The sequence below is a fragment of the Halohasta litchfieldiae genome, from assembly GCF_002788215.1.
GTDB lineage: Archaea > Halobacteriota > Halobacteria > Halobacteriales > Haloferacaceae > Halohasta > Halohasta litchfieldiae.
The window spans coordinates 1,707,867-1,733,775 of the sequence record NZ_CP024845.1; the positions used below are offsets into that span (position 1 = coordinate 1,707,867).

Genomic DNA, 25,909 nt, shown 5'->3' on the forward strand with positions numbered 1-25,909 from the left:
CGCGACCGAACCAACTACGAAAACAGGTTACAGCGGTGTGTTTCCAGCAGCGTGTGAGCCGATTCTACATGTAGCCGAGGTCGCGGAGGCGCTCCATCAGGTCCTCTTTGTCCTGGGCGCGGCCTGCGCGTTCGGTCGTGTTGTCGAGATCCTGCAGCCATGCTGGCTCGTCGGTCGTTTTCTCGGTGCTGACTTCGCTGCCGAGGCTGCGGAAGCCGGCGAAGTACTTCGGCGAGATCGGCACGTCGTCTTGGTCGACGTCCTCGGGGAGGTCGTCGGCCGACTGTGGCACGTAGCCGTCCTCGGGGAAGGCGTCGACGGTGTCCGGTACGACGAAGTTCCAGAATACGTCCCAGACGTCTGCCTCGTCGAACTGGAGGATGGGCTGAATCCGGTCGTGTGGTGGGTAGATGTCGGGGTCGTGGCGCGGGCTGAAGAAGGTCTCGTCGGCACGGGCTTCCTGTTCGTCCCAGCGGACGCCCGAGATAACACCATCAATGTCGTACTCTTCGAGCGCATCGTTGAGTGCGACCGTTTTCAGCAGGTGGTTGCCGACGTAGGTATCGAGCAGGAACGGGAAGGAGTCCTCCTCGTATTCGAGGATCTCCCGAATGTGGTGCTGGTTGTGCTCCGAGAGCGCATCGACCGGGATGTCGTCGCCCGGTTCGAGACCGTGTTCGTCGGCGTAGGCACCGACGTCCTCGTTGCGAGCATAGACCAGTTCGATATCCCACTCGTCGGCCCAGTGTTCGATGAAGTCGGTGATCTCATCGAAGTGCTGGTAGTGGTCGATGAACACGGCGGTCGGTTTGTCGTAGCCGAACTTGTCGGCGACCTGATTGATAAAGTAGAGCGTCAGCGTCGAGTCCTTGCCGCCGGTCCACATGACCGCGGGGTTCTCGTACTGTTCGAGACCAGCCTTCGTGACCTCGATTGCCTTTTCGATTTTGGCCGGAATCGACGGATAGTCGACCGGATCTTCGCCTTCGCCGTCGGTGTAGTCGACGTCCAGATAATCTGGGAAGTCTGCTGCCATCGTGTAATTACATCTAATTAGCCGAAATAAATCGTTTGTGGCTTCCCGTTCGGTTGTCACCGGTTGCCGGAAGCGGCAAAGAATGCGACAAACAGCCATCAGCGGAGACGGGTAGGAGAATCGCTGCCACCGAGAGAATCGAGAACGACGCGGATCGAACGTCATGGCATTTTTATAAGTCGGTCCGAATCATGAGTCGGTGACAGAAACACAACCCTCCGGCAGTGACCTCCTTTCGGGGGCGGTCGCTGGAATCGTGACATGGATAGTCGGCTATGTGGCAACCTACCTTCTGGTGGCCCCAAACGTCCGTGAGTCGGGACTCGCCCGAATCATCGACGTACTGGACGGCGAACCGGCGACCCACGAGCTGGTCGGCTGGGTGTTTTATAATGCCCATATGGTCGACACGGTGTTTCGAGAAATCCCGCTGATTGGCTCGCGGACGATGACATACATCGGCGGCGAATCCGGGTTTACGACCCTCTTGTATCTGGTTCCAGTCGCCCTCCTCTTTGCGGCGGGGCTCGCACTGGCACGGTATCGGGCCGTCGAGAGTCCGACCGCAGGGGCGATCATCGGAAGTATGGTCGTGCCGGGCTACCTGCTTGGGACGGTCGCCGGCGTCTTTCTGTTCGAGGTGACGATTGGTAGTGCCACCGGCGGCCCGGATCTCGTGACCGCGGTCGTCCTCGGCGGGCTCATCTATCCGCTGGTGTGTGCCGGCGGTGGCGGGGCGGTCGGTGGGCTGCTGGAACGCCGGACTCGAAGCCAGTAGCCGCTCAGATGCCGTAAACGGGCCTAATTGGGCGAAACTGTGGGCCAACTGTCTCGTGGTCTTATTGGTCTCTCGGTCCTGTAGATACTTGATGACAGATCACAACGCAGCTTCGACGAATCGACGCAACTACCTCGGGGCTGTTGGCGGGCTTGCAGCAATGAGTACAGTCGGGCTTGCGGGCTGTATGGGCGGCTCGTCGGATGCAACCGGGCTGCTGTCGACGGCGGTCACCGACCAGCCGGGCGACATCGCCGACTTCGAGTCGTGTGTCGTCACCATCGACGGCATCTGGGTCAAACCGGCCAGCGAGGACGACACCAACAGCGAGGACGACACCAACAGCGAGGACGACACCAACGAAACCGACGACGGTGTTCAGGAGCAGGACGAGGAAGACGTCGACGAGGGAGATAGTCGGGAATATTACGAATTCGAGGAGCCACAGGAGGCCGACCTCGTCAATTTGCAGGATGGCAACACCCAGCTCGTCGACGAGGACCGCGAGCTGACGGTCGGCGACTACGAGTTCCTCCAGCTCGACATTGCGGACGTAACGGGGATCCTTGCCGACAGTGGCGAGGAGGCGACCGTCGACACACCCGGCAGCGCGCCGCTGCAGTTCAAACACCGCTTCGAAATCCGGGAGAACCAGCGAACGACCTTCACCGGCGACTTCACGCCCGTCAAACGGGGACAGACTGGCCGCTATCTGCTCCAGCCGGTCGCCACCAACACCGGCGTCAGCTACGAGGCGGTCGACTCCGAGGAAACCGACGGTAACGAAACCGACGGCAACGAAACCGACGGCAACGAAACTGAGCAATAACGCCACGTCGACGCTGTCGTGCTGCTTTTCTCGCAGCCGATACCGTGAGCAGTATTATGTGCGAATCTCTGATAGGTAGTTGTAATGGATAGTTGGCGTCCCCGGACGGTCGTCGGTATCGCGCTCGTGGTCGCAGTCTGTGCCGGGCTCACGACCGGGTTGTTGGTGACAGGGCTCGATACAGCCCCGTCGACGCCCGCCGAGGAGCCACAGCCACCAACCCAATCGCTCGATACTGAGGCACTGTACAACGAGACGATTGATTCGGTTGTCACGGTGTACGTTGTCACTGCGGAGGGCGCATCGAGCGGTTCGGGGTTCGTCTGCGACAGTGATGGGCACTTGGTCACCAATCAGCATGTGATCGATGACGCAACGACCGTTCAAGTCCGATTCGGCGCTCGCGGCGAGTGGCGAACGGCGACGGTGGTTGGTGAAGACCCGCGCTCCGATCTCGCAGTGCTTTCGGTCGACCGACTCCCCGACAGCGCCGAACCACTCGCCCTCTCGAATCGCCAGCCCAGACAGGGTGAAGCAGTCGCCGCCGTCGGCTCGCCGCTCCGACTCGAAGGGACGATCACGACCGGCGTCGTTAGCGGCGTCGACCGCTCGCTTCGGCTCCCGAGCGGGCCGCTCGTCCCCGACGTGATCCAGACCGATGCCGCGATCAACCCCGGCAACAGCGGTGGTCCCCTGCTTGACTCCGGAGGCACAGTCCTCGGAGTCAACACCGCCCGGGCAGCCGCCGACAACATCGGCTTCACCGTCTCGGCGACGATGGTCGACCGCGTCATCCCCTCGCTGATCGAGTCCGGCAACCACACGCATCCGTATCTCGGCGTCGAGACCCGAACTGTCGTCCCGGCGATTGCGACCGCGAACAATCTCAGCGAGATCCATGGTGCAGCCATCGTGGCCGTCGACCGCGAGGGACCTGCGGCGGGGCGGCTTCGTGGGCCACAGCGGGCCGAGACGGTCGACGGCCAGCGAGTGCCGGCCGGTGGCGATGTGATCGTGAGCGTCGACGGTGGCCGAATCGAGACCGATCACGACCTGCTCCGATACATTGCACTCGAAACGGAGCCGGGCGAAACAGTCAGTGTCGGCGTGGTGCGCAACGGCGAGCGACGGACGGTCGACGTGCGACTCGGTGAACGAGTGCCGTAGGCAATTAATCAATCAATCAATCGCCGTCGACCGATCAGTGATTGCTCCCGTCCTGTCTGAGAATAATGATCATCGAGAGCCCCGAAACGGCCAGCAAGAGCACCGAGGGAACCACCGCATACTGAAAGTAGGCGCTTTCCTGGGCTTTCCAGACGAGCGTGACGAGCGTTTCGAACCCCGTGGGCCGGAGGATCAGCGTCGCTGGAAGCTCCTTCATCGTCGTCAGAAACACCAGCGCGGCTCCGGCGACGATCCCCGGCGTCACCAGCGGGAGCGTGATCTTCCGGAAGGCAGCAACCGGCGAGCTACCGAGGCTCCGGGCGGCCTCACCGAGTTTCGGGTCGACCTGCAGCGTCGAGGTCCGAATTGAACCCACCGCCTGTGGCATGAACCGGACCACGTATGCAAAGACGAGGAGTGGCAGCGTCTGATAAATCTGTGGCCCGAAGGGGATGTCGGCGGTCTCGTACCCCGTCGCAAAGAAGACAAGCGCGAGCGCCAGCACGATCCCCGGGACGGCGAAGCCGACGTAGGTCGCCCGCTCGAAGAGGTTCGACAGCGGAGAGGCGTCTCTGGCGGCGAAGTAGGCCACCGGCACCGCCGCGAGCACGGCCACAACTGCAGCCGCCCCAGCCACCAACACGGAGTTGGTCACGTACTCCAGTTTGAGCCCCAACTCGGGGCGGGCAGCGAGATCGGCCGTGACGAGCCAGAGGCCGAGAATCCACACCGGCACGAGGAGTGCAAGGCTCGTTACCGCCGCCGGAAACAGGGTCGCAGGCCACCGCCAGACGCCGAGTTCGATGAGTGGCTCGGTCGACTGGTCGTTGCCAACGCCATCGCCGTGGACCGTGTCATCCGGGCGAATTCGGGATTCAAGCGCGAGAACGACCAACACGATTCCAAGCAGTTGGATCGAGAGCAGCGAGGCGTAGTCCTGATTGAACGAGTTGAACTCGACGAAGATCTGGCGGGTAAACACCGGCAATCGCATGATTGCGGGAGTTCCGAAATCCGACACCGCATACAGCGCCGCGAGCAGTCCCCCGGCGATGATGGCGGGCCGAACGTGGGGTAGGGTCACCCGCCGAAACGCCGCCCACCGGCCGTGGTTGAGACTCCGGGCGGCCTCCAAGAGCGAGGAGTCGAACGACAACAGCCCGGCGCGGGCGGTGAGATAGACGTAGGGATAGGTGTACAGCGTGATGACGAGGATCGAACCGGGAAGGCCGTATATTTCGGGGAGCTGTTCAATCCCGAGCGGCTGGAGCAGCGACTGGAACTCGCCACGGGGGCCGAACGCCGAGACGAACGTAAACGCGCCAATGTAGCTCGGCACGACCAGCGGCAGAGCGACCACAACCGACCAGAATCGCCGGAAGGGGAGGTCAGTCTGGACGGTCAGCCACGCCAGTGGGACCCCGATGCCGACCGAGAACACGGTGACACCGGCCATCAGCAGGAGACTGTTGACCAGCGTCTCCACGGTAGCCGGTCTGAGAAGCAGGTTCCACGCCCGCGTCGACTCGACCTTCGTAGCTTCCAGCAAGAGCCACGAAAGCGGGAGGATCATGCTCGCCGCAACCGCGCCGGCCAACAACGTCAGGCCAAGCGAGCGGTCGTCGGGATCGCCGGTGGCGGTGAGTCGGTCGAGGCGTGTCATCGAGAGGAGTGTGTCCGAGAGGCGGTGGAAGATCGGTACATCGGTACGGAAGGTATCGGTGAGTCGACTGTCCGAGGGGCTAACCCTGTCGGATTGAGACTACTGGTTTCCGATCCAATTCCAACGGATATAAGTTTTAGGTTTGCCTAATCCGGCTATGGAGCTGACGAGACGCGATGCGGTGGCTGCGCTGGGAGCGGTCGGAGCCGGCGGTGTCGGAGCTGTGGGCGTCCAGCGATACGCCACCGGTGACGAGGGCGACCGCGAGGAGGAAGTCAGCGAAACACTGGTCGCCGCCGCCGAAGTGCTGTATCCCTCTGCGGTCGACGGGGTTCGGGAGTTCGTCGAGACGTTCATGGCGGGTCGACTCGACGATGGCGCTCACGCCGAGGGCGTCCGCGAGGCGGTTTCGGCGCTCGAAACGCGTGCGAACGCGTGGTACGATGATTCCTTTCAGGCCCTCTCGACCGAGGACCGGGATTCACTCCTCGAAGAGACCGGAGCCGATACCGCCGACGAAAACCCCGACGGGACACCCGCCGAACGCATTCGCTACTATATTGTCAACGAGCTACTGATGGCACTGTATGCCTCCCCGACCGGCGGTGAGCTGGTCGGCATCGAGAACCCACAGGGTCACGCTGGCGGCCTCGATACCTACCAGCGAGGGCCGAACGCGTGAGCAGACCGCCCGCCCAAACCATCCAGCCTGAAAACGGGACTGTCGACCGAACCCCCGTTGCTGAGGCTGACGTCTGCATCATTGGGTCGGGACCGGCTGGCTCGCTGGTGGCCAGTCGACTCGCCGAGGCCGGTCACGAGGTCGTTATTCTGGAGGCGGGCCAACGCTTTGCCTTTGAGGACCGACTCGCACGACAGGAGCGGGCGATCCGACCTACCTATGATCGCCCGGCGGTCTGGGACGGCGACCCCGAGCGGGACGCCCATTCGAACACTGGTGAGCGATTTTATCCGTTAAACCATGCTCGTGTCAAGGGCGTCGGCGGGTCGACGCTTCACTGGCAGGGGATGGTGATGCGGCTCCACGAGGCCGATTTTAATTCGCAAAGCGAGCGCGGGGTCGGCGTCGACTGGCCCATCGACTACGAGGACCTCCAATCGTACTATGGCGAGGCCGAACGCGAGTTGGGCGTGGCAGGCGGCGACAATCCCTTCGCGCCACCGCGTGAGGAACCCCACCCCATGCCGGAGTTTCAGCCCTCCTACAGCGACAGTCTGTTTGCGGAGGCCTGCGACGAACTCGGGATTGCGATGCATTCGGTGCCGAACGCCCGCAACTCCGAGAGCTACGACGGCCGCAGTCCCTGTGTCGGCTACGGCACTTGCCAGCCAGTTTGTCCGTCGGGAGCCAAGTACGACGCGACAGTTCACGTCGACCGCGCCGAGGAGGCCGGCGCGACAGTGATCGATCAGGCTCCCGTCCAGCGACTTGAGCATACCGTCGACTCGGTGACTGCGGCGGTGTACGCCACCCCGGATGGCGAGTACAGACAGGAAGCCGAGCAGTTCGTGGTCGCTGCAGGTGGGGTCGAAACCCCGCGGCTCCTCCTGCTGTCGGAATCCGAGCAGTACCCCGATGGGCTGGCGAACTCCAGCGGCACCGTGGGCAAGTTCTTCATGGATCACCTGTTCGCCGGCACAGGCGGCGTCCTTGATGAACCCACGCGACAGGGCCACATCGGCTTTCTCACGAGCGAAAGCCACCAGTTCTACGACGAGGCCGACGCGGAGATCGGCCCGTTTAAACTCGAATTCTTCAACTACGACGGTCCCTCGCCCGTCGAGATGGCACTAACCGGCGACGACTGGGGCGACGACCTGCTGGATCGGCTCAACTCCGACTACGGCACCCATATCGGCATGGGTGGGCTGGTTGAGTCGCTACCCAAGGAGGACAGCTACATCGGCCTCGACCGCAGCCGCACCGACGACCACGGCAACCCGGTGCCGGATATCCACTGGAACGTCGACGACCGTGCGCTGCGGACCATCGAACGCGCCAACGAGATCCAAGAGCGGATCCTCGACGAACTGGGCGCGGAGATCACCTGGCAAGTCGGTCCTGACACCACCGGCCCGGCCTACCACCATATGGGAACGACCAAAATGGGCGACGACCCCGCCGCGAGCGTGGTCGACGCCTCCCTCCAAACCCACGATCTCGACAACTGCTGGATCGCCTCCAGCTCCGTCTTCCCGACCAGCGGGGCAATGAACCCCACGCTCACCATCGCCGCGCTCGCACTGCGCTGTGCCGACAGCGTCGACAACGCCCTGTGAAGCCGCCGACATCATGTAAACTGTCGACTATTATTTTAGGCAAACCTAAAAGTATAAACCGCGAGAGTCGAAATGGCCAGTAATGAGTAAGGTCACCCAGCGCGGGACGGACGCGGATGCAGCCAGCGAGGACGATGAGCCAGTAACAATCGGTCGAACACCGGAAGACAGCAGCAAGGGTCCCTACACGTTCGAAGATCTGAGCGTCGTGATGGGCACCTACAACGAGGAGGCGGCGATTGCGAAAGTCATCTCGGACATTAACGAGATTACAGATGGGAAAGCCGAAGTGGTGTGTGTCGACGGCTCGTCGGACCGGACGCCGGAGATCGCCCGCGAGCACGGGGCCCGCGTGATCGAACAGGAACCACAGGGGTACGGCGTCGCGGTCAGCGCGGCAATCAGCGCGCCGGACCGGCCGGTCGTCGTTACCACCGACTGTGATGATACCTACCCGATGGAGCAGCTGCCGGAGTTCCTCGCCGAAATAAACGCGGGTGCAGATGTCGTCAGCGGTGACCGACTCTACCACGGCGCAGATGCAATGCCGGCGTTCAACCGCTTCGGCAATCAGGCCTTCGCGGCGATTGCGAGCGTGCTGATGGGAACGCGGGTCCACGACACGACGACTGGAATGCGAGCCTACCGCCGCGAAGTGATCGAATCCATCGAGTGGACCGAAAACACCGGGCTGTCGGCCGAACTGCTGATCCGACCGCTAATGAGAGGCTACGAGATTCGTGAGGAGCCGATTGCCTACCGCGAGCGGGCTGGCGAGACGAAACTCGATCCGATTCAGGGCGGCGCGGCGATTGCGAAGTCGATTGTGAAAGTCTGTCTCGAAGAGCGGTTCCGGTAGTCGAGAGAGCAGGTCGAAAGGCACTGATGTAGATTCCTATTTATTTCGTATTGCAATAGTTAGAGCGCGAGTCGGTCAATGAACTCTTCTCAACCACGGTGGCGTGAGTAGGATATCGAACTGTAGAGCTGTCAAAAGAGATTTGAATATCTTCCACTAAGTACCGACGTAGATGAGTACGCGTCGTGACGTCCTCGCTGGTCTCGTTGGTGCCTGTGCTGGAGTCCTCAGTTGGACTCTCGGCTCAGAAGTCGCCGACGAGCTTCGGACGTCGGAAGTTGGATACACCATCATCCGGAATGAGACCGAAAGCCGGCAGTCCCTCAGTGTGTTATTCGAGAGTGATGCGGACCCGCTCTTTTGGGAAACCTACGACCTCGAACCGGGTGAAGTCGTCGAGTTTGACGGCTTTGACCGAGTTGGCGACTATCGGGTCTTCGTACGGTGGAATGACTTGACTCGCTCCCAGCGACTTGAGACTGGGACGAGAGCGGTTGCGATCGTTCTCGCGTTTCCGTGGGGAGATGAACATATCTTTATCAGGGACGAACCTTTCTCGTCACTATCTCCCTCTCAGCGGTCTGCCAAACAAACCCAACACAGCTCAACAGAGTAAGAACGCTGATGCTGTTTGATCTGGCTCCGCGTACAATCGGATTACTTGCCAGCTTCCTTCGTAGCTGATCCAGTTTCTATCGCTTGAAACGAGCGTCGAGGGCGTGCAACATACAGAGGTTGAGTGAGTTACAATGCAGTAATGGAAGAAAGATCAATTAACGAGGGTTTTGTACACTACAGAAGAATTATGCTAAATTTCGACCAATCACACTTGTGTCCCCGAACATCTATCGACGGAGGGTTCTCAAAAATAGTTGTTTAGCTGGTAGTCTGGGCTTGTTGAGTGGGCTTTCCGGTTGTTCGCAGATTCGTCCCAAGGATGATAGCGAACTCACAGAAGGGGACGGTGTGATAATTGCGGAGAGAGCGGAGTCTGTTCCAGACAGTGCTGTACTCATTGACTACAACGATGGGCGGATTCTTGATCACGAAGAGATACAAGAACCGATTAAGGAAGCCGTTGAATCCGGGTCAGCACGTCTACCCCTCAAAAAACCATCCGTGAGAAGTGTTCAACGGATTCTTTTAGAGCTTCCAAAGTATTCCTCAGAACAGAGTAGCGAGTTTGATCCGGGATACTACTTCAAATACGAAGACGAAATAGTTGTGGTCAATCTCCTAATGCTACGGGAATATGACCCTTCTCAGTAGATTCTTTTCGACACGCGACAGCCAGTGTGACTCGTTTTGAACGTATTCTTGTGCCATACTCGCGTTCGCAGTCTTGCATCCACTATTTACCTGTCGACCGAGAGCGTCACCCAGCCGATGAGAAAAACACGTACACCCCCTGAGGTCGAAACCCACGCCTTCATCCCAACAGTCAGAGCAGTATAGGAAGCTTTAATAGCCATACATCATGAATAATCATTATAGATATGAGGAACAGTCAGAGTCGACCAATCGGCGACGACGAATGCGTGAGTGATGCCGTGATGGAAGCAGTGGCAGCCGCCTCGGAGCAGTCTCCGATGGCGTTGCCACCGCTCGGTGACTCGGTCGACATGGAGTTCGTAGACCAACTGTTCGTTCCCTCAACGACGATCAGATCGATCCGGTTCAGCTACGCGGGCCACGATATCGTTCTCGCACGGGACCAGATCCGCGTTCATTAGTGCTCGACTCCACCATTCGGTTTTATTCAGGGACAGTCAGGCCGTCGCTTCGAGTTGCGTCTCGAAGTCGACCCACGACGAGTGGGCATCGGAACTGTCGGGGAGATACGTCCCCTCGCTGCCACACCGCGTGACGAGCGTGCAGACGGTTCGTTCCGGCGGCCAGACGGCTTCGATACTGCCACCGTCAGTCGACCGAACCGCCGCTTCCTGTCGATAGGTGAACGACGAGCCATCGGGAGCGAACAGCGTCACAAGTAGTCGAATCTCGTCGGTGTCGTCGACCGAAATCGCGGTCGTGTTTGACGAGAGCGTCCGCTCGGTCGACGTCGTCTGATTGGTGGTTGTGACGGTCTCAAGACGGGTTGCGTTGGGCGTGAGCCTCCAGTCGACGGTGATGTTGTCGGTTGGCGTGGTGAGATCGTAGCTGGTGGCTTCGCGGTCGGTTTCGAGTCGAACGGTGGCCCGACTGATGCGGTTGGGGATACCGACAGTCGTCTCGCCGGCCAGCGAGTCGCCACGCCGGACGTCGAGCGGTTCGAGTTTTGGCGTGATGTAATCGTTGGGGTTCGGTGTCCACTCGCCGCGGTAGTCGTAGCGGTAGGTGGTTCGGTTGGGATAGGCATCAAGCACCTCGAAATCACCCGCCGGATCGCGGTCCAGCGCGTACACCACCTCGCCGTCGAGGCCGGGGTCATTCCGAAGCGACTGGAACGGATGATTCTGCCACGGGCCGTAGGGATCGGGAATGAACACGAGCGCGTTGTCGAACTCGGTCTCCTCGATGGGTTCGTAGGCGACCTCGTACTTTTCAGTGGGACCGATGTTTTCCTCCAAGGGGTCGCCGAGTAGGGTTGCGTTCGCGCCGCCGACCACGAGGACGCTGGCGACAAGCACAGCAAGGGTCAGTCGACGCGCGGTTCGAGCCGAAAAGCGGGCCGCGAGGCGGTCGACGAAGTGACTCCCGCGGATGGCACGCCAGCCAGTCACGAAGCCAAACGCCCCGAACACCGACAGCGGAGCCAGCAGGTCAAAGTAGTAGAACGGGCCGAAATGGGCCACGAGGCCGGTGGTTGGATCGCTCAGCGTCGCCAGCATGTTGTAGTTCCCCCAGAAGGGAATGTTGCCGAGCGGCACCGAGACAAACAGCCCGGCGAGGAGGAGCCCTACGGTCGGGTCGACGCGACCGGCCGACCACCGCCATCGACGGATGGCAACCACAAGGCCGACGACCGCTGCGGCCGTCCCGAGCAGCCCCCCAGTGAACCAGCGGGTGCCGAGATACTGGAGCGCGTAGCTGTTGGCCTCGATGGCGAGGGCAGGGGTGTACTCAACCGAGTGGTCGAGGATTTCGCGATAGCCGAATCCCGGACCGTCCAGCGGCGCGAACGCCTGATACGGAAACACCAGCGGCGAGCCGGTGATCCGGAGATTGTACGCCAGCGTCACGCCGACGAAGGCGAGCCCACCCAGCGCGGTGAGTGCGTTGCGCCGAACCGGATCGGGAAGCGAGTGCAGTCGGTGCCGAACCGATCCATTGGGTCGTCGACCGACCGACAACCCATCCCGGCGCAGCGACCGACCGATAGTCCACACCGCGTGCAGTATAAAAGGGGCAGCGAATAGCACGGCCGTGTACGGTCGGGCGAAAAACGCGAGCCCGACAGCGATTCCTGCGGCCGCCGCGCTTCGCGTCGAGCCGGTTCGGACGCCGTGGAGATAGCCGACCGCAAAGGCGAGATTCAGGAACGTGGTCGGCGCGTAGGGCAAAAACACCGACGAGGTAAACAACGTCATCGGCGCGGCCGCAAAGACGAGCCCGGCAACCACGCCGACTCGCCGGTCGAAGGCCATCGAGCCGAGCACTGAGACGAACAGCGTACTCCCGGCAGCAATCACTGCCAGCGTCACGCGTGGCTCGCCGAACAGCGCCATCGACACCGCGAACAGCGCCGACGGCACCGGCCCGTACTTCGAGTAGAGTCGACCGCCGTCCTCGACGAAAAACCAGGGCCGGAACGCCTCACTGAGGTCGCCAGCAAACAGTTCGAGTTGGCCCTCAAGCAGCATCGCGGCCTGCATGAGATAGACGCCTTCGTCGTGGTTGACCGAATGGTATGGGAAAACGACAGACGCGATGAAAAAGACGACAGCGCCCGACAGGGTGGCGACGGCGACCGCAAGCCACTGTTGGCGGTCGAGGGGCGCACGTCGACGTAGTCGGCGCAATCGACGCCGCAGTCGGGAGTCGGAAGACACGGCTGCTTAGGTTTGGATGCCGACGTCCCGCATCATATCGATGGTTGTCTCGACATCGGAGAGCTCCGAGAGGGTGAGATCCGGCACGTCAAGCTCGTCAATCGACGGGAGTCGACCGACGGGGTCGACGCCGGAGATCAGTGGGTACTCGAAGGTCTCGACGGCGAAGTACTCTTGGGCCTCCGCGGACAGCAGGTGGCGGATGAAGTTCTGGGCAAGCTCCGGATCGTCGGCCTGATCGATGACCGCCGCGCCCGCAACGTCGAAGATCGAGCCCGCATCACCCTCGGTAAAGGCCGTCTCGATGGGCGCGTTGGGCGAACCGTCAAGCACACGCTGGATATAGTAGTGGTTCGCGAATCCGGCGTCGAGTTCGCCGTCAGCGACCGCTTGGGAGACCGCATACTCGTCGGGGTAGGATTCGATCCCACTGTCGACGATTCCCTGCAGCCACTCGCGGGTGGCTTCGTCGCCTTCGAGCTGGCGCATCGCGGTGACGAACCCCTGACAGGAAGGGTAGGACGGTGCCCACCCCATATCGCCCTCGAAGTCGGGGAACGCCATCACGTTGGAGGGGATCTCCGAGGCGCTGTAGGCGTCGGTGTTGAACGGCACCGACCGGGCGCGGCCGGAGATACCGGTCCACTGCTCGGTGTGGAACTCATCGCGCACCAGATCGGTGATCTCCGAGGACAGCGCCTGCGTCCGGCCCGCATCAGCGAGCGCGCCGAGGCCGCCGGAGTCGACGGTGTAGAACACGTCGGCGGGCGTCCCTTCGCCCTCCGTTTCGATCTGGGTGACCAGATCGCTGCCGCTGCCGTAGCGGGGGACCGGATCGAAATCCGGGTAGGTATCGTCAAAAAACGAGATCAGCTCGCCGACGAGGAACTCGCCGCGGCCGGAGTAGATCGTCAGTTCGCCCTCAAGATCCGGCATCTCGGCTATCGGCGTCCCGCCGGGGGCATCCCGCCCCTCGCGACCCGAGCCGATCTGGCCGACCGAGGAGTCGACTGTCTCCTCGTTGTCGGCCCCACCGAAGAGGCCAGTACATCCTGCAAGTGTCACCGAACCAATCGCCGCCGATCCGGCAAGGAATCGTCGACGGTTGGATCGTCCAAACGAATCGTGTTGGTTGCTCATGTTTTTAGGCTAGCCTAAAACAACTTATACCCGTCGGTTCGCTGCTGGTTCGGCGGCCTGCTCGATGCCTTCGAGGCAGTCGAGCCAATCGCCCATGAACTCGCCGATGTAGTTGAAGAAGTCACCGTTGTTGTACTCCGACCAGTCGCCGTCTGCGAGTTCCTCGGCCATCGCCGCGAAAATGCGGGCGTAGGGGTCGTCGGCATCCGAGAGGTCGGGGTCGACCTCGTCGACGATCTCCCAGAGGTGTTCGTTGAGTTCGAGGCCAGGGACCTCGTTGTTGAGGTCGTCGAAGGTGCTTCGTGGGGCCTTGTTGTGCTCACACAGCGGGAGGCCGTTGTAGATCTGCTTGTCGAGGATGTCGCAAGCACGCTTGAGGAACACGCCCGACCAGATGTCGTCGAACCGGCCGACGTCCCACTCGTTTTCGTCCATCGGGAGTTGGTAGAACGCCGGAATCACTTCACGCTCGAAGGCGAGATTCATCGAGCAAACAGTCAGATAGTTGTCCTCGGCAGCGACGAAATCGCCCTCGAAATCCTCTCGCGTGGTTCGGGTCTGAGCCTGTCCCTGCAGGTCGCCGTCCATCAGAATCCGGACCGCATCGAGATCGGGCACGTTGGTCCACAGCCCCTGCGAGGCGACGATGTTGTCGACCTCGGTCGTCTCGGTCTCAACGCTCTCGTGCATCGCCGAGTAGGGGTAGCCACGCGGGTAGAGATCGTGTTCCTCGGCGTTCTGGTAGAGGACGTTGACCCACTGCTCGTCCGAGGAAACCGATTCGATCTCGCCCTCGAAGTCGAGATTCTCCATGTGGGTTCCGAAGAAGTCCTCGTCGTGAGGCAGGGTGTCGTCGTCGATAAAGAAACCGTAGTCGTAGTCGCCGGCCCACATGTAGAGCAGGCCGAAACTCGTCTCGGCGTGGCTGGCCGCGGGGACGATGTGGCTGTACTCCGAAACGTCGTGGGCCTCGAACCACTCCTCTCGGCGCGAGCCGTCGAAGACTTCGCCGTCGACGCCCTCCTCGTCCAACATCGCCTGCATCTCGTCGGTGTCACAGAAATCTTCGGTGATGAGGACGACGTGAAGCCGCGAGAGGTCGAAGTCGTGATCGCGGGCGTTCTGGAAGTACGACCGCATGCATTCGTACTCCCGGATCGTCGGCACCATAACGCAAATGTCCTGACTCATTTCAGTATCTGATTCTTTTTAGGCTATCCTAAAATATTGTCGGTCTCGGCCGAATCGGCTACTGCGTGGCTGCTGCCACGAGATTACTGAGCAGCCTCCGCGGCGGTCCCCTGTTGGGCGGCCTCCGTCGGCGAGACGCCCAGCAGGGTGATCGCTGCGGCCCCGCCGACGAGCGTAACTCCGTTTTTAAGCGCGTGGTCGACGACGGCAGCGGCGAGCGCGGTTGGCGCGCCGATTGGTGTGAGCGCGACGACCAAGGCGGTAAAGGCGGCCTCGTAGAGGCCGATGCCGCCCTGTGAGAGCGGCAGAACCTTGGCGAGATTGCCGACGCTCACCGCGAGCGTCCCGACCGCAAGCAGAGGGCCAAGGGCCAGACCGCTGTCGAGAGCCGCGAGCACGAGAATCGCAGTGCCAACGTCCAGCGACCAGATCAGGAGGCTTCCGGCTCCGATGACGCTTATCGCGCGTGGGTTCCGGGCGACGACCGCGATATCACCGGCGAAACTGGCGATGGCTGCAACCGGTTTCCGAAGTTGCGGAAACTGGTCGACAACGCTCGCGGCAATCGAGCCGGGTCGACGGCCCGAACGTGCGACCAGCACCGTCGAGACGCCGACAACGAGGGTGATCGCAGTCACGCCACCGGCGGCGAGGAGCGCGGTTCTGGCCCCGTCGGCTTCAGCGACCAGTTCCAGCGGGCCAGCGACGCCGCCGAGGGCGAGCCACGCGAGGGTGACCCCACCGAGCACCGCAATCGAGGCGAGATCGAAGACGCGTTCGATGGCCAACGACGCGAAGCCAGCGGGGTACGGCACCTCCCGGCGGGCGTGCAGGATGTAGGCCCGAACCGAATCACCGGCCCGCGCCGGAAGCACGAGGTTCGCCGTCTGGCTTATAAAGACCGCAAGGGTGAGAAACGTCGACCCCAGCGGATAGCCAGTGGTCGACAGCACCTCGCCGTACCGCTTGCCCCGAAGCGGCCACGAGAGGGTATAGAGGCCGACAGCGGCCGCAAGCAGCCACGGGTCGGTCCGAGCGACAATCGTGAGCACCGCGTCGACGTCGACGTCCCGAAGCGCGACGAGCAGGCCAGCAAAAATGAGCACTGTCCCCCCGATTGTGAGATGGCGTCGGGTCACCAAGGCTCGAAGGCCGTCTGTCCACCGACCGCCGGAGCGAGTCATACACGTTCGGTTCGTACAGAGATATTTAAGCCCACCTAAAACTCGATCAGGAGTCGGTTTCGAGACGGCTACCTGTAGAATCGTGAAACACAGGACTGTGCAATACTGGTTAGCAGAGTTCGTCGATCAGTTCGCGTGTCGACCGTCGAACCGCCGCGTCACTGCTGAGGGTTGGCTCCCAGCCGAGCGCCGAGAGTTTCTCGATGGACAGGCGCATCTTCGGCACGTCGCCGGTCCAGCCGCGGTCGCCGCCGGTATACTCGTAGTCGGGGTCGAGGTCCATTTCGTCGGCGACGATAGCGGCGATTCGGTCGACCGAGGTCGTCGTTCGCGTCCCGAGGTTGTAGCTGTTGACCGCGTCGGTCGCGTTAGCGACGATATGCAGCATGGCGTCGACGCAGTCGGTGATGTGGAGATAGGATTTTTCCTGTCGACCGTCGCCGAGAATAGTGAGGGTATCAGGGTTCTCGGTGAGTTTCTCGATGAAGTCCGGGATGACTGCGCCGCGGAGACCGGGTCCGACGACGTTGGCGAATCGGAAGTTCCAGACCGTGAGGTCGTGGCTGTGAGCGCGTGCCGACAGCAGCCCCTCGTCGGCGAGTTTGCCCGCACCGTAGGCGCTGATCGGTTCGAGCGGGGCGTAATCCTCGGGTGTGGGTCGCGGAGCCTCGCCGTAGACGGTCGACGAGGAGGTGTAGGCGATCTGGGTCACATCCGCGTCGGCCATCGCCTCCAAGAGGTTCAGCGTCATTTTGGTGTTGTCCTCGAACTGGCCGTGGGGGCGGTCGGTGTTGACGAGTTTCGACGCCGCGAGGTGGAACACGAGGTCGATGTCGTCGAGGACGCCATCGAGGGCGTCGGGGTCGGTGAGGTCGGCCTCGACGAAGCGCGCGTCGTCGGCAACGCGGTCCCGCGAGCCGGTCGAGCAGTTGTCGACGACGGTTACGGCCGCGCCGTCTGCGAGGAGTCGGTCGACGAGATGTGAGCCGACGAAGCCTGCGCCGCCGGTGACGAGGATTCGCTGATCCGAAATGTCCATGCGCTGTAGAATCGATGGCCAGTAATTAACGGTTTGGCTCTGCGTCGACGAGTCGTTCAGCGATGCCAATAAGCGTCTGTCCGGCCGTGACAGTTGCTTCGCGGGCAATCGAGTAGACGATTCCCTCGCGGTCGGCGGTTGCGTCCTGCAGTGACTCGTAGCTCGTCGGGTCGTACACGGTCCCCAGCCGGTCGCCTTCGTCGACTGCCATGCCGAGGTCGACACCCTCCGCGACGACGAACAGCCCGGAGTCGGTGGCTCGCACCCGGCCGAGATGGTTTGTCGCCCGAGTGCCGTCCCACGGTTCGGGCTCGCCGTCGAGTAGGTCGAGGTGTCGACAGAGGTCGACTAAACCGCGGAGTCCGGCCGCAATCGCCTCCCCGTCTAACTGCTTGTTCGAGCCGAGTTCCGGCGTAATTGCGGGGATTCCCTCGCGGGTTGCGGCCACCCGGAGCTTGCGGCCGAAGTTTCGGTCGTTCCACTCCGCGTCGGCGTCGTCTCCGGCGGCTTCGGCCAGCAGCACGTTGGTCCCGAAGGCTTCGGCCAGCTGGCGGGCATCGTCGTTTCCGCGAAGGTAGACGGTGTGAGTCAGCATCTCGGGACTCCCGGTGTGGAGGTCGACGATGGCGTCGGCCTCCTCGGCCTCCGCCCAGAGCCGGGCGGCCATTCGCTCGTGGACCGTCCCCTCGGGATCGCCCGGCCAACACCGGTTCATGTTCGGATGCGCCGAATCGATGGGTTCGGGCGTGGTGTAGGAAACCCGGTCGAATGTGAGGGGGTCCGCAAGCGGGACCGCAATCAGAGTGCCGTCGAGGGCGGTGTGGTCGACAGCGCCGGGAAGGTGGGCGGACTCGTCGCTGGTGAGACCGACGTGGAGTCGACGGAGGAGTTCGGTGCCGTTGATCTCCCGGCCGTGTTGGGCCGCCTGCACGTAGAGGGTGGGGCCGTCGCCAGTACCGTACCGGTGGACGGTGGTCTCGATCCGAACGCCGGAGGGGAGCCGGGCCAGCGTGGTCCGTTCGGCAGTGTGCATACACTTACCACAACCTATGGCCTTGTAGCAGTGAGGGATGGTCGACCGGTTTTATTGGGTCGGATCACGCGGTAGGCCGTATGCCGATTGAAACGCGTGACCACGCCCATCTCATCACGCACGCCTTGGCGAAAGACACGCTGTCGACGCTGCGGTCGGTCGAAACCGAGCAGGTCGATTTTCGAAAAGGACTGATACAACTCGGTCGACTCTGTGGCTACGAAATCATCGACGGCGCGATGGACACCGAGTTCGTCCCAATCGAAACCCCGCTGGCCGAGACCACCGGCGAACGCGTCAAAGGACTCGATGACGTCGTCATCATCAATGTCCTCCGAGCGGCAACCCCGTTTGTCGAAGGACTGCTCAAAGCGTTCCCCAGCGCCAAGCAGGGCGTCATCTCGGCCAGCCGCGACGAGAGCGCCGGAATGGACGACGACGGCGAGTTCCCGATCACCGTCGACTACGTCAAACTCCCCGAAATCACGAGCGACGACACCGTGATCGTCGCCGATCCCATGCTGGCGACCGGCTCGACGATCTGTGCGGTGCTCGACTACGTTCTCGAAGCGACCGACAGCTACGAGAACCTGTTTGTCCTCTCGGCGGTGTCGGCCCCGCCCGGGCTGGTGCGCGTCGACGAAACGTTCCCCGAGGTCGATATCCTCACTGTCGCTATCGACGACCGACTCAACGACGACGGCTTTATCATCCCTGGACTGGGCGATGCTGGCGACCGAACCTTCGGCACTACCTAATCAGTCCAACTCGACCCGCCCGCTGGTCGCATTTAACAGGCGTTCCCGGAGTTCGGCCGACTCGGTAACGGGCACCCGAACCGCGAAACTGGCCTGCTCGTCGTAGCTCGCCTCGAACTCGGCGGCGGTCGACTCCAGAATGCCGCGAACCGTCCCCGAATCGTCGTAGTCGACGCTAGCTTCAAACCGCTCGTGTGGCACCTGCTCGACGATGCCCGCGTCGTCGACGGCCTGCTTGACTGCCCCGGAGTAGGCACGTGCTAATCCGCCGACACCGAGATTAGTACCGCCATAATACCGCGTGACGACGGCGACGAGGTTCTGGAGTTCCTGTTGGACGAGCACGTTGAGTGCCGGTTTGCCCGACGAGCCGCTGGGCTCGCCGTCGTCGCTACACCACTCTCGGAGCATCACATCGCCGAGCTGGTCGGCCGAGACCTCACCTGCCGGAACGCGGTAGACCGGAACGTGGTGGGTCGCATCGGGGTAGGTCGACTCGACCTCCGCGATGACGGCCTCGGCCTCGTCGACGGTGTCGACCGGGGCGACGAGAGCGATAAACTCCGAGCCGTGGCGGTCGAGCGTGGCTTCGCCGCGGCCGGAAACGGTACGAAACGTTGCTGTCACGCCACGAGGTAGGATGTGGCGGCAGTAAGTGGTGTCGGTCAGCCCGATCCATATCGGTCGGGATGATGCAGATAGTAGAGCACAGCAAACGCCGCCACCCCCACGAGTTCGACGGTCTTCGAGACAAGCGCAAGCGGATCACCGGTAAGCGCCGTGAGTAATGGGTCACTAATCCAGAGTAAATAGCCACTAAACAGCGCTAGCAGCGTTCCCCCGCCAAGCGCGCTGAGTCGACGGTAGCGGTGGCCCCGAAACAGTGCCACAGCGACAGCGACCAACAGGAGCGCGACGGGGACAAAAAGAAATGGTCGACTGTCGGCAACGGGATTCAAAAGGAGCGACAACGAGAATCGCGGGATGGCCCAGATGAGATGGATCGCCGCGACAACGAGGGCTGCCTGAATCGCAACCAGTCGACACAGTCGCTCGATGGCCTGCATATTAAAACTCGATCCGGCGGACGAAGGGGAGTTCACGGATCTCCAACAGGAGGTCGCCGGGGAGTTCCTCGTCGGTGATGACGTGGAGCCGTGGCTCGTCGGTGAACTCGGGGTCCTCGCTGATGATCTGGCGAATCGTGATCTCGTAGTCAGCGATTAACCCGGTGACGGTGGCGACGATTCCCGACTCGTCGGCGGCGTCGACCTCGACTGTCATCACCGTCAAATCGAGGACGGGTGCGAGATCCCGTAGGCTCGGAATCGCCGAAATGTTGGTGAAGATACGCTGGAGTTCGGGGTCCGAAAGGATGACATCTGTAGTGGAGTCGACCACGCGGCGGTCGACGTCGATCTCGCGGGCGATCCCGGTGTAGGGGATCTCGATTCCGCCGGAGACGACCCGGCCCTCTTCGTTGACCGAGAAGCCACGCTCAAGCAGGAGGCGGATCACCGCCTGCTGGCTCGGGCTGCCCTCGAACTTCTCCATGATTTCGTCAAACATGGCTGGCTCCTGTGGCTGATCGGTCGTGAGGTCGGCTCACAGCTCGCCTTTCGTGCTCGGGGTGTCGCTTCGCCGCTCGTCGACCTGTGTGGCGTCGTCGAGCGCGCGGGCCAGTGACTTAAATAGGGCCTCGACTTCGTGGTGGGCGTTATCGCCCGAGACGATCTCGGCGTGGAGTGTCAGCCCGGCGTTGAGCGCCAGCGACTCGGCGAAGTGGCGGGCCATATCGCTCGTGAAGTCGCCGATCTGGTCCTGCGAAAAGTCGCCGTCGAAGACGAAGTAGGGTCGACCACTGACGTCGACGACGACCGAGGCCACCGCTTCGTCGAGTGGGACCCGGCGGTCGGCATACCGGACGATGCCGCGTTTGTCGCCCAGCGCCTCGTTGAGTGCTTCGCCAAGGGTGATGCCCACGTCCTCGACGGTGTGGTGGTCGTCGATTTCCAGGTCACCATCGCAGCGGACGGTGAGATCGAAGAGGCCGTGTTTGGCCAGTGCGGTCAGCATGTGGTCGAAAAAGCCGATCCCGGTGTCGACGGTCGACTCGCCGTCGCCGTCGAGATCCAGCGTCACCTCGATTGTGGTCTCGCCTGTCTCGCGGCTGACCGCTGCCGCCCGTGATGTCTCGCTCATAGCTGCACTCACACACGCGGGGAATATGGTGGTTGCGCTGTTATTGTCCGTTCGGTGCCGTCGGTCGACTCGTTTCGAGAGATGTCATCGGGACCGCTAGGTTTCGCTTACGGCGACCTCATACGTCTTATTCTGGTATCTCACGGCTCCACCGTCGTACCACACGGATGCATTGGTGTCGTCAGGTATCTCCGTTATGTTCAGATCGTCGGCGATCGCCCGCTCGAAGACCGTCTGCTGGTCGGCCGTGAGGTTCTCGTATCCGATCACAGATCCGTCCACAGCCGACGAGTTATCGATCCGCTCAGCGTGGAGAAACGCCGCAGCGGTTCGGTCAGGGGTCGTCGCGTCGTCCCAAACGGCGATCAGACCACCCCCCGCGATGACGGCACCGAAAACGAGTGCGATCAGCAAGAGCCGTTTCATTGATAGGTCGTATTCGGAACGAATACTTATAATCCCGGACCGGTCTTACAGGTACTATAGAATCGTCTCGGGGAACTACTCGGAAACGGCCTCGATCGCCGCATCCAGCCTAAAGGCCCCCTCATAAAGCGCGGTCCCGACGACGACCGCCGCCGCGCCAGCCTCCTGCAGAGCCAGTACGTCGTTGACCGACGCTACCCCCCCGCTGGCGACCACCGGGATGTCGACGGCCTCACACACCCGACTCACTAACTCCGTATTGACGCCCTCTAGCTGCCCTTCAACGTCGACATCGGTAAACAGGATCGCGCCCGCGCCGAGGTCCTCGTAGCGCCCGGCGGCCTCCGCGGGGTCGAGACCGGTCGACTCGGTCCACCCCGAGACGACGACCTCGCCGCCCTTCGCATCGAGGCTGACCATCACGCTTCCCGGATACCGCTCGGATATTTCGGCGACGATTTCGGGGGTTTCGACCGCTGCGGTGCCCAGAATCACGCGGTCGACGCCCATATCGAGGAGTTCAAAGGCGTCCTCGGCCGTTCGAATGCCGCCGCCGATCTGGAGGTCGGCGTCGGTCGACTCGATAATCGTCTCGAAAGCGTCGGCGTTGACGCGCTCGCCTTCGAAGGCGCCGTCGAGGTCGACCAGATGAAGCGTCTCGGCACCCTGCTGGATCCACTGGTCGGCGGCGGCCTGTGGCTCGCCGTACTGTTTTTCAGTGCCACGCTCGCCCGCGACGAGTTGGACGACGCCGCCGTCTTGGACGTCGACGGCCGGAATAACCTCAAACGTCGGAAACGGATCTGTCATAGCGTGTGGTTCGAGGGGCGAGTGATAAAACGCGACGATTGCAGTCGGAAGGCGACGGCCGCGCTCAGATAGCGAGGACGACGCTGACGACCTCACGGGTGAAGATCGCAGTCAGACAACCGAGCCACGTCAGCATGACGAAATGGATGTAGGCGGTCGCCTTGTTCCCGCCATCGATGGTCCGGATCATGATTGCCGACAGCGCCGCGTTGAACAGAATGACGAGCAGGAGCAAATACTCGATAAGCGGGATGTTGTAGGCCCCCGGATGGATGATCTGGCCGATGTTGAACTGTGAGACTTCGAGCGTCGTCGAGAAATCCGCGAGGATGTTGACGACTTCGAGACCGATGAAAAAGGCAAACGTTGCGGCGGCAGTAATCCCGTACAGCAGGCCGATCAGCGTCGTCGTCGCCTGCTTTCGCTGAACACGGAGCTGGTTGACCTGATTCATATTGGAGCTGATGATCTCGCCCAGCAGTTTGGTGTTGCCACCCATCTGTCGACCGACCAGAAACATCTCGCTGAACTTCTGGATGAGGTACGACCGGGATTCGATGGAGAACTCACCCCACGCCTGATCCGGGCTGAGCCGCATCCGGAGACGGCGGTAGAGTCGGTTGATGTTCGGTGACAGCGCACCGAAATCCTTCGTGCGGAGCGTTTCGAGGACCGCCGAGGTCGTCGCCTGTTTCGCGTTTTCAGCCGACCCAAGCGAGCGAATGAAGTTGGGAAACTGATCGTCGCGCTCGTGGATCGTCCGTTCTTCGTTTCGAAGGACGATTCCGGTCACCAAAAGCGGTGCTACCGGGAACCCGATGTAGGCTGGAAGTGGCACCTCATCGAGGAAGAAAAAGAGCCCGTCGACGCCCGGGCCGATGCCGAGGAAGCCGAACCCCATGAAGAACACCAACAGCATCGAGCCGACGCCACCGAACGCCAGCGACCCCCACAGTTTGCGGTTCTCGACGAACCGAGCCTCGGGGAAGTACCAGACCGGATCGTACGGTGCCATCGTCCGGATGACGAAGTAGAACCCCAACTGGACGAACATGAACATCACGATGACGCCAACGACTGTCAGCGTCGGATTAATCCCCGAGAGGATCGGCAGCACGACCGCGAAGACGAGCGCGAACGTCATCGAGAGGATCATCGACATGTAGAGATCCTTCATCACCTCGATGTTCGACAACGCGCCCTCGTACACCGTGCTGTACTGGTCCATCATGATGTCCTGCTCGTTGACGAGGAAATCCTTCATCTCTTGGCCGGCACCCAGAATGTAGCCCAGCCGTTCGAAGAAGTCCGCCAGCGCCTTGCTCGGGACCTCTTTGGCCCGTCGACGGCAGGCGTCGTCGAGACTCTGGTTCCAGGTGTCGACGAGATGGACGACGTGACCCAGCTCTTCGGCCAACACGCCGTATTCGTCTTCTTTGGCCAGCGTCCGGAACACTTCCATTCGGTCGATGTTGGTCATCGAGAGAACGGTCATGTGGGTCATCACCAGATGGAACTGGTTTTCGATCTTGATCCGGCGTTGGCTGATGTAGATTTTGGGATAGACGACTGCCGCAGCGACGATCAACAGCCCGAGAAGCGGCATCGGGAGCCTCACCAGAAGCGGGACCGTCAACAGGGCGGCACCGACGATAGTTAGTATAAAAAAGCCGAACGCTGGCAGGAGAATCGTCAGCAGATATCGCTTCCGCGACATCTCCAGTTGGTCGTAAGATGCCAGTAGCTCCGCGATAAACGACAGCAGCGTATCGAGCCTATCGCCTGACTGTTCGGTTTGTGTCGCCATTGGAGACACCTATTCGCCAGTAACCGGTGACGGACGCATCGAGAACGGTAGCCCTTCGACACCGTCACGCTGGAAGGAATCGATTGCCTCGTTGACCTCGTGGTAGCCCAACACACCCTCCTGAATCATGCGTTCGATAACGTCCGCACGGTAGTCGAGTTCGTCGTAGATGTCCCGGGTGTCGGCGTACCCCAGCAGCGTCGCGATCTGTTCTTCCAGTACGTAGGAGTTGTTCATCCCCTGGAAGATGATCTCATCTTCGACGGGGTCCCAGCTAAAGGCCTCACGCGTGACAACACCGTCCATCTCCGAGGAGTAGCCCTCGATCTCCTGAACACTGGTCACCCGTCGCAGCACGTCGTCGCCCTGTTTGACACGGTTCTGGAACAGTGCCACATCGGCAACGTCCATGAACGTCTCTGGAACGTTGATCGGTTCGCTGGTAAACCGCTGAATCATCGAGACGATGTCGCTCGCGTGGAACGTCAGCATGACGGGGTGGCCCGTCTGGGCGGCCTGGAACGCCATCCGTCCCTCGGCCCCACGAACCTCCCCGACGATAATGTAGTCAGGACGGGACCGCAGTGCCGCAGCCACGAGGTCGAACATGTCGACCTCACTCCCTTCCTCACCCTCTCGTGTCATGAGCTGCTGCCACGTATCGTGGGGCGGCAGCACCTCGGCGGTGTCCTCTGCGGTGTAGATCTTCGCGTCCCGTGGAATGAACGACAAGATTGCGTTGAGTGTCGTCGTCTTCCCGGATGCGGTCTCGCCGACAACGAAGACGGTCTGTTCGTTCTCCAGACAGAGCCAGAGGTAGGCCGACAGGCGTGGCGACAGCGTGTTCCAGTTGGTAATCTGGTTGATCGACAGCGGGACGCCCTCGCCCTGTCGGATCGTCATCGAGGGACCCTTGATCGAGACATCGTTGGAGTAGATGATGTTGACACGCGAACCGTCGGGCAGCGTCGAGTCGACAATCGGGTCGGAGTCCGAGACGGGATCTCCGATTCGCTCGCCCATGTTACGGAGCCAGCTGTCGTACTCTTCGAGCGTGCCGAAGTCGACGGTCGTCGGCATCATGCCGAACGTTCCGTGGTCGACGTGGCACTCGTGAGGGCCGATAACGTGAATATCCTCGTTCTGTGTGTCACGCATCACCGGTTCGAGCGGGCCGAAACCGACGATATCCCGGTTGAGCCGGTAGCGAATGGAGTCGTAGGTCTGCTGGTTGACCTCTATTTTCCCAAGGTTCCAAAACTGCTTGACTCGATCATAAAAATTGGTCTCGCCGTCGGAGATGTAGGTCGCGTCTTCCAGCAGCTCCTCGATGAGGTCGTCGTACTCGGACTCGTCGTCCGGCGAATCGCGGTGACCACTCATCGAAAGCAGCTTGCGTTTGACCTTCTCGAGGATCACCGCCTCCGAGTCCGACAGCGTCGGCTCGACGGTGTAGTATTTGAGCTTTTGACCAACGTCACCGTGAACGTGGCAGAAAATCGGGCCGCCGACTGGGTACAGCACGTTCGGCCGTTTGGACTCGTAGTCTTCGGGATCGTCGGCGAACACAGGGAACTCACCAGTAATCTGCTTGAACTTCATCAGGTGCTCGCGGAGGTGCGGCTTCCGCATTGCCATCTGCTTGAGTTCGTCAGACGGCTTGGGAGTTCCCATTTCAGTCATTGTGTAATTCT

26 protein-coding genes are annotated in these 25,909 nt (G+C 61.6%); 9 read left to right on the forward strand and 17 right to left on the reverse strand.

All coding sequences use genetic code 11. From position 1 onward, the window contains the following. Positions 1-64: 64 nt before the first annotated feature. Positions 65-1,036, reverse strand: a complete 972-nt coding sequence (locus HALTADL_RS08650) for a phosphoadenosine phosphosulfate reductase family protein (protein ID WP_089670690.1) — start codon at positions 1,034-1,036, stop codon at positions 65-67. Positions 1,037-1,235: 199 nt separating this feature from the next. On the opposite strand from HALTADL_RS08650, the gene HALTADL_RS08655 reads away from it, so the two are divergent. The 3 genes from HALTADL_RS08655 (at position 1,236) to HALTADL_RS08665 (ending at position 3,810) form a co-directional block, all read left to right on the forward strand. Continuing rightward, entirely contained in the window at positions 1,236-1,814 is a 579-nt protein-coding gene (locus HALTADL_RS08655) for a hypothetical protein (RefSeq protein ID WP_089670689.1), read from the forward strand. Positions 1,815-1,905: 91 nt separating this feature from the next. Next, positions 1,906-2,643, forward strand: coding sequence for a DUF4382 domain-containing protein (locus HALTADL_RS08660; protein WP_089670688.1), 738 nt, complete (start codon positions 1,906-1,908; stop codon positions 2,641-2,643). A gap of 84 nt (positions 2,644-2,727) precedes the next feature. Then, the gene (locus tag HALTADL_RS08665) at positions 2,728-3,810 is read left to right on the forward strand and encodes a S1C family serine protease (RefSeq protein ID WP_089670687.1); all 1,083 of its coding nucleotides are present in this window, start codon (positions 2,728-2,730) and stop codon (positions 3,808-3,810) included. Between the two features lie 34 nt (positions 3,811-3,844). On the opposite strand, the gene HALTADL_RS08670 is transcribed toward HALTADL_RS08665, so the two are convergent. Then, the gene (locus HALTADL_RS08670; RefSeq protein ID WP_089670686.1) at positions 3,845-5,473 is read right to left on the reverse strand and encodes an ABC transporter permease; all 1,629 of its coding nucleotides are present in this window, start codon (positions 5,471-5,473) and stop codon (positions 3,845-3,847) included. 157 nt (positions 5,474-5,630) lie between these two features. On the opposite strand from HALTADL_RS08670, the gene HALTADL_RS08675 reads away from it, so the two are divergent. The 3 genes from HALTADL_RS08675 to HALTADL_RS08685 all read left to right on the forward strand — a co-directional run bounded on the left by HALTADL_RS08675 (position 5,631) and on the right by HALTADL_RS08685 (position 8,633). Next, entirely contained in the window at positions 5,631-6,155 is a 525-nt protein-coding gene (locus HALTADL_RS08675; protein ID WP_089670685.1) for a gluconate 2-dehydrogenase subunit 3 family protein, read from the forward strand. Then, positions 6,152-7,774, forward strand: coding sequence for a GMC family oxidoreductase (locus HALTADL_RS08680; protein ID WP_089670684.1), 1,623 nt, complete (start codon positions 6,152-6,154; stop codon positions 7,772-7,774). Before HALTADL_RS08675 ends, HALTADL_RS08680 begins: the two co-directional genes overlap by 4 nt. 211 nt (positions 7,775-7,985) lie before the next feature. Further along, positions 7,986-8,633 (forward strand): dolichyl-phosphate hexose transferase, encoded by a 648-nt coding sequence (locus HALTADL_RS08685; RefSeq protein WP_245708336.1) that lies wholly within the window; start codon positions 7,986-7,988, stop codon positions 8,631-8,633. A gap of 331 nt (positions 8,634-8,964) precedes the next feature. Here the strand turns inward: HALTADL_RS08685 and HALTADL_RS17350 are convergent, their stop codons facing one another. Next, a complete protein-coding gene (locus tag HALTADL_RS17350) occupies positions 8,965-9,165 on the reverse strand; it encodes a hypothetical protein (RefSeq protein ID WP_143054103.1) in 201 nt (66 codons plus the stop codon). Between the two features lie 299 nt (positions 9,166-9,464). Between HALTADL_RS17350 and HALTADL_RS08695 the strand changes: the two genes are divergently transcribed. Together HALTADL_RS08695 and HALTADL_RS08700 are read left to right on the forward strand one after the other, a co-directional pair. Then, entirely contained in the window at positions 9,465-9,902 is a 438-nt protein-coding gene (locus HALTADL_RS08695) for a hypothetical protein (RefSeq protein WP_162551703.1), read from the forward strand. 227 nt (positions 9,903-10,129) lie between these two features. Continuing rightward, entirely contained in the window at positions 10,130-10,366 is a 237-nt protein-coding gene (locus HALTADL_RS08700) for a HalOD1 output domain-containing protein (RefSeq protein ID WP_100190883.1), read from the forward strand. A gap of 36 nt (positions 10,367-10,402) precedes the next feature. On the opposite strand, the gene HALTADL_RS08705 is transcribed toward HALTADL_RS08700, so the two are convergent. The 6 genes from HALTADL_RS08705 to HALTADL_RS08730 all read right to left on the reverse strand — a co-directional run bounded on the left by HALTADL_RS08705 (position 10,403) and on the right by HALTADL_RS08730 (position 18,212). Further along, the gene (locus HALTADL_RS08705; RefSeq protein ID WP_177171882.1) at positions 10,403-12,595 is read right to left on the reverse strand and encodes an ArnT family glycosyltransferase; all 2,193 of its coding nucleotides are present in this window, start codon (positions 12,593-12,595) and stop codon (positions 10,403-10,405) included. A 36-nt stretch (positions 12,596-12,631) separates the two neighbouring features. Further along, positions 12,632-13,765, reverse strand: coding sequence for an extracellular solute-binding protein (locus HALTADL_RS08710; protein ID WP_089670679.1), 1,134 nt, complete (start codon positions 13,763-13,765; stop codon positions 12,632-12,634). Between the two features lie 24 nt (positions 13,766-13,789). Continuing rightward, on the reverse strand, positions 13,790-14,956 hold the full coding sequence (locus HALTADL_RS08715; protein ID WP_089670678.1) for an alpha-1 4-glucan-protein synthase: 1,167 nt from the start codon (positions 14,954-14,956) through the stop codon (positions 13,790-13,792). 83 nt (positions 14,957-15,039) lie between these two features. Continuing rightward, positions 15,040-16,140, reverse strand: a complete 1,101-nt coding sequence (locus HALTADL_RS08720) for a lysylphosphatidylglycerol synthase transmembrane domain-containing protein (RefSeq protein WP_089670677.1) — start codon at positions 16,138-16,140, stop codon at positions 15,040-15,042. A gap of 109 nt (positions 16,141-16,249) precedes the next feature. Then, positions 16,250-17,179 (reverse strand): NAD-dependent epimerase/dehydratase family protein, encoded by a 930-nt coding sequence (locus HALTADL_RS08725; RefSeq protein ID WP_089670676.1) that lies wholly within the window; start codon positions 17,177-17,179, stop codon positions 16,250-16,252. Positions 17,180-17,204: 25 nt separating this feature from the next. Further along, entirely contained in the window at positions 17,205-18,212 is a 1,008-nt protein-coding gene (locus HALTADL_RS08730; protein WP_089670675.1) for a succinylglutamate desuccinylase/aspartoacylase family protein, read from the reverse strand. A gap of 80 nt (positions 18,213-18,292) precedes the next feature. On the opposite strand from HALTADL_RS08730, the gene upp reads away from it, so the two are divergent. Further along, positions 18,293-18,970, forward strand: a complete 678-nt coding sequence (upp, locus tag HALTADL_RS08735) for a uracil phosphoribosyltransferase (RefSeq protein ID WP_089670674.1) — start codon at positions 18,293-18,295, stop codon at positions 18,968-18,970. On the opposite strand, the gene HALTADL_RS08740 is transcribed toward upp, so the two are convergent. The 8 genes from HALTADL_RS08740 to HALTADL_RS08775 all read right to left on the reverse strand — a co-directional run bounded on the left by HALTADL_RS08740 (position 18,971) and on the right by HALTADL_RS08775 (position 25,898). After that, positions 18,971-19,597: an IMPACT family protein gene (locus HALTADL_RS08740; protein ID WP_089670673.1), complete on the reverse strand. Its 627-nt coding sequence runs from the start codon at positions 19,595-19,597 to the stop codon at positions 18,971-18,973. It lies immediately after the preceding gene. A 38-nt stretch (positions 19,598-19,635) separates the two neighbouring features. Next, entirely contained in the window at positions 19,636-20,037 is a 402-nt protein-coding gene (locus HALTADL_RS08745) for a hypothetical protein (protein ID WP_089670672.1), read from the reverse strand. Between the two features lies 1 nt (position 20,038). Next, a complete protein-coding gene (locus HALTADL_RS08750) occupies positions 20,039-20,539 on the reverse strand; it encodes an amino acid-binding protein (RefSeq protein WP_089670671.1) in 501 nt (166 codons plus the stop codon). Positions 20,540-20,575: 36 nt separating this feature from the next. Beyond that, on the reverse strand, positions 20,576-21,172 hold the full coding sequence (gene hisB / locus HALTADL_RS08755; RefSeq protein WP_089670670.1) for an imidazoleglycerol-phosphate dehydratase HisB: 597 nt from the start codon (positions 21,170-21,172) through the stop codon (positions 20,576-20,578). 96 nt (positions 21,173-21,268) lie between these two features. Next, positions 21,269-21,598 carry a hypothetical protein gene (locus HALTADL_RS08760; RefSeq protein WP_089670669.1) on the reverse strand — a complete coding sequence of 110 codons (330 nt, stop codon included), beginning with the start codon at positions 21,596-21,598 and terminating at the stop codon, positions 21,269-21,271. Between the two features lie 75 nt (positions 21,599-21,673). Continuing rightward, entirely contained in the window at positions 21,674-22,408 is a 735-nt protein-coding gene (gene hisA, locus HALTADL_RS08765; protein ID WP_089670668.1) for a 1-(5-phosphoribosyl)-5-[(5-phosphoribosylamino)methylideneamino]imidazole-4-carboxamide isomerase, read from the reverse strand. A gap of 64 nt (positions 22,409-22,472) precedes the next feature. Further along, a complete protein-coding gene (gene flaJ / locus HALTADL_RS08770; protein ID WP_089670667.1) occupies positions 22,473-24,215 on the reverse strand; it encodes an archaellar assembly protein FlaJ in 1,743 nt (580 codons plus the stop codon). Positions 24,216-24,224: 9 nt separating this feature from the next. After that, positions 24,225-25,898, reverse strand: a complete 1,674-nt coding sequence (locus HALTADL_RS08775) for a type II/IV secretion system ATPase subunit (RefSeq protein ID WP_089670666.1) — start codon at positions 25,896-25,898, stop codon at positions 24,225-24,227. Positions 25,899-25,909 lie beyond the last annotated feature (11 nt).

What these genes read in the sequence shown, in the direction of transcription:
- HALTADL_RS08725 (WP_089670676.1), bottom strand. Translation starts at nt 17,179, where the DNA reads ATGGACATTTCGGATCAGCGAATCCTCGTCACCGGCGGCGCAGGCTTC.
- HALTADL_RS08670 (WP_089670686.1), bottom strand. Translation starts at nt 5,473, where the DNA reads ATGACACGCCTCGACCGACTCACCGCCACCGGCGATCCCGACGACCGC.
- HALTADL_RS08775 (WP_089670666.1), bottom strand. Translation starts at nt 25,898, where the DNA reads ATGACTGAAATGGGAACTCCCAAGCCGTCTGACGAACTCAAGCAGATG.
- upp (WP_089670674.1), top strand. Translation starts at nt 18,293, where the DNA reads ATGCCGATTGAAACGCGTGACCACGCCCATCTCATCACGCACGCCTTG.
- HALTADL_RS08715 (WP_089670678.1), bottom strand. Translation starts at nt 14,956, where the DNA reads ATGAGTCAGGACATTTGCGTTATGGTGCCGACGATCCGGGAGTACGAA.
- HALTADL_RS08720 (WP_089670677.1), bottom strand. Translation starts at nt 16,140, where the DNA reads ATGACTCGCTCCGGCGGTCGGTGGACAGACGGCCTTCGAGCCTTGGTG.
- HALTADL_RS08760 (WP_089670669.1), bottom strand. Translation starts at nt 21,598, where the DNA reads ATGAAACGGCTCTTGCTGATCGCACTCGTTTTCGGTGCCGTCATCGCG.
- HALTADL_RS08675 (WP_089670685.1), top strand. Translation starts at nt 5,631, where the DNA reads ATGGAGCTGACGAGACGCGATGCGGTGGCTGCGCTGGGAGCGGTCGGA.
- HALTADL_RS08650 (WP_089670690.1), bottom strand. Translation starts at nt 1,036, where the DNA reads ATGGCAGCAGACTTCCCAGATTATCTGGACGTCGACTACACCGACGGC.
- HALTADL_RS08745 (WP_089670672.1), bottom strand. Translation starts at nt 20,037, where the DNA reads ATGCAGGCCATCGAGCGACTGTGTCGACTGGTTGCGATTCAGGCAGCC.
- HALTADL_RS08700 (WP_100190883.1), top strand. Translation starts at nt 10,130, where the DNA reads ATGAGGAACAGTCAGAGTCGACCAATCGGCGACGACGAATGCGTGAGT.
- HALTADL_RS08665 (WP_089670687.1), top strand. Translation starts at nt 2,728, where the DNA reads ATGGATAGTTGGCGTCCCCGGACGGTCGTCGGTATCGCGCTCGTGGTC.
- HALTADL_RS08730 (WP_089670675.1), bottom strand. Translation starts at nt 18,212, where the DNA reads ATGCACACTGCCGAACGGACCACGCTGGCCCGGCTCCCCTCCGGCGTT.
- HALTADL_RS08660 (WP_089670688.1), top strand. Translation starts at nt 1,906, where the DNA reads ATGACAGATCACAACGCAGCTTCGACGAATCGACGCAACTACCTCGGG.
- hisB (WP_089670670.1), bottom strand. Translation starts at nt 21,172, where the DNA reads ATGAGCGAGACATCACGGGCGGCAGCGGTCAGCCGCGAGACAGGCGAG.
- flaJ (WP_089670667.1), bottom strand. Translation starts at nt 24,215, where the DNA reads ATGGCGACACAAACCGAACAGTCAGGCGATAGGCTCGATACGCTGCTG.
- HALTADL_RS08685 (WP_245708336.1), top strand. Translation starts at nt 7,986, where the DNA reads ATGGGCACCTACAACGAGGAGGCGGCGATTGCGAAAGTCATCTCGGAC.
- HALTADL_RS17350 (WP_143054103.1), bottom strand. Translation starts at nt 9,165, where the DNA reads ATGTTCATCTCCCCACGGAAACGCGAGAACGATCGCAACCGCTCTCGT.
- hisA (WP_089670668.1), bottom strand. Translation starts at nt 22,408, where the DNA reads ATGACAGATCCGTTTCCGACGTTTGAGGTTATTCCGGCCGTCGACGTC.
- HALTADL_RS08750 (WP_089670671.1), bottom strand. Translation starts at nt 20,539, where the DNA reads ATGTTTGACGAAATCATGGAGAAGTTCGAGGGCAGCCCGAGCCAGCAG.
- HALTADL_RS08710 (WP_089670679.1), bottom strand. Translation starts at nt 13,765, where the DNA reads ATGAGCAACCAACACGATTCGTTTGGACGATCCAACCGTCGACGATTC.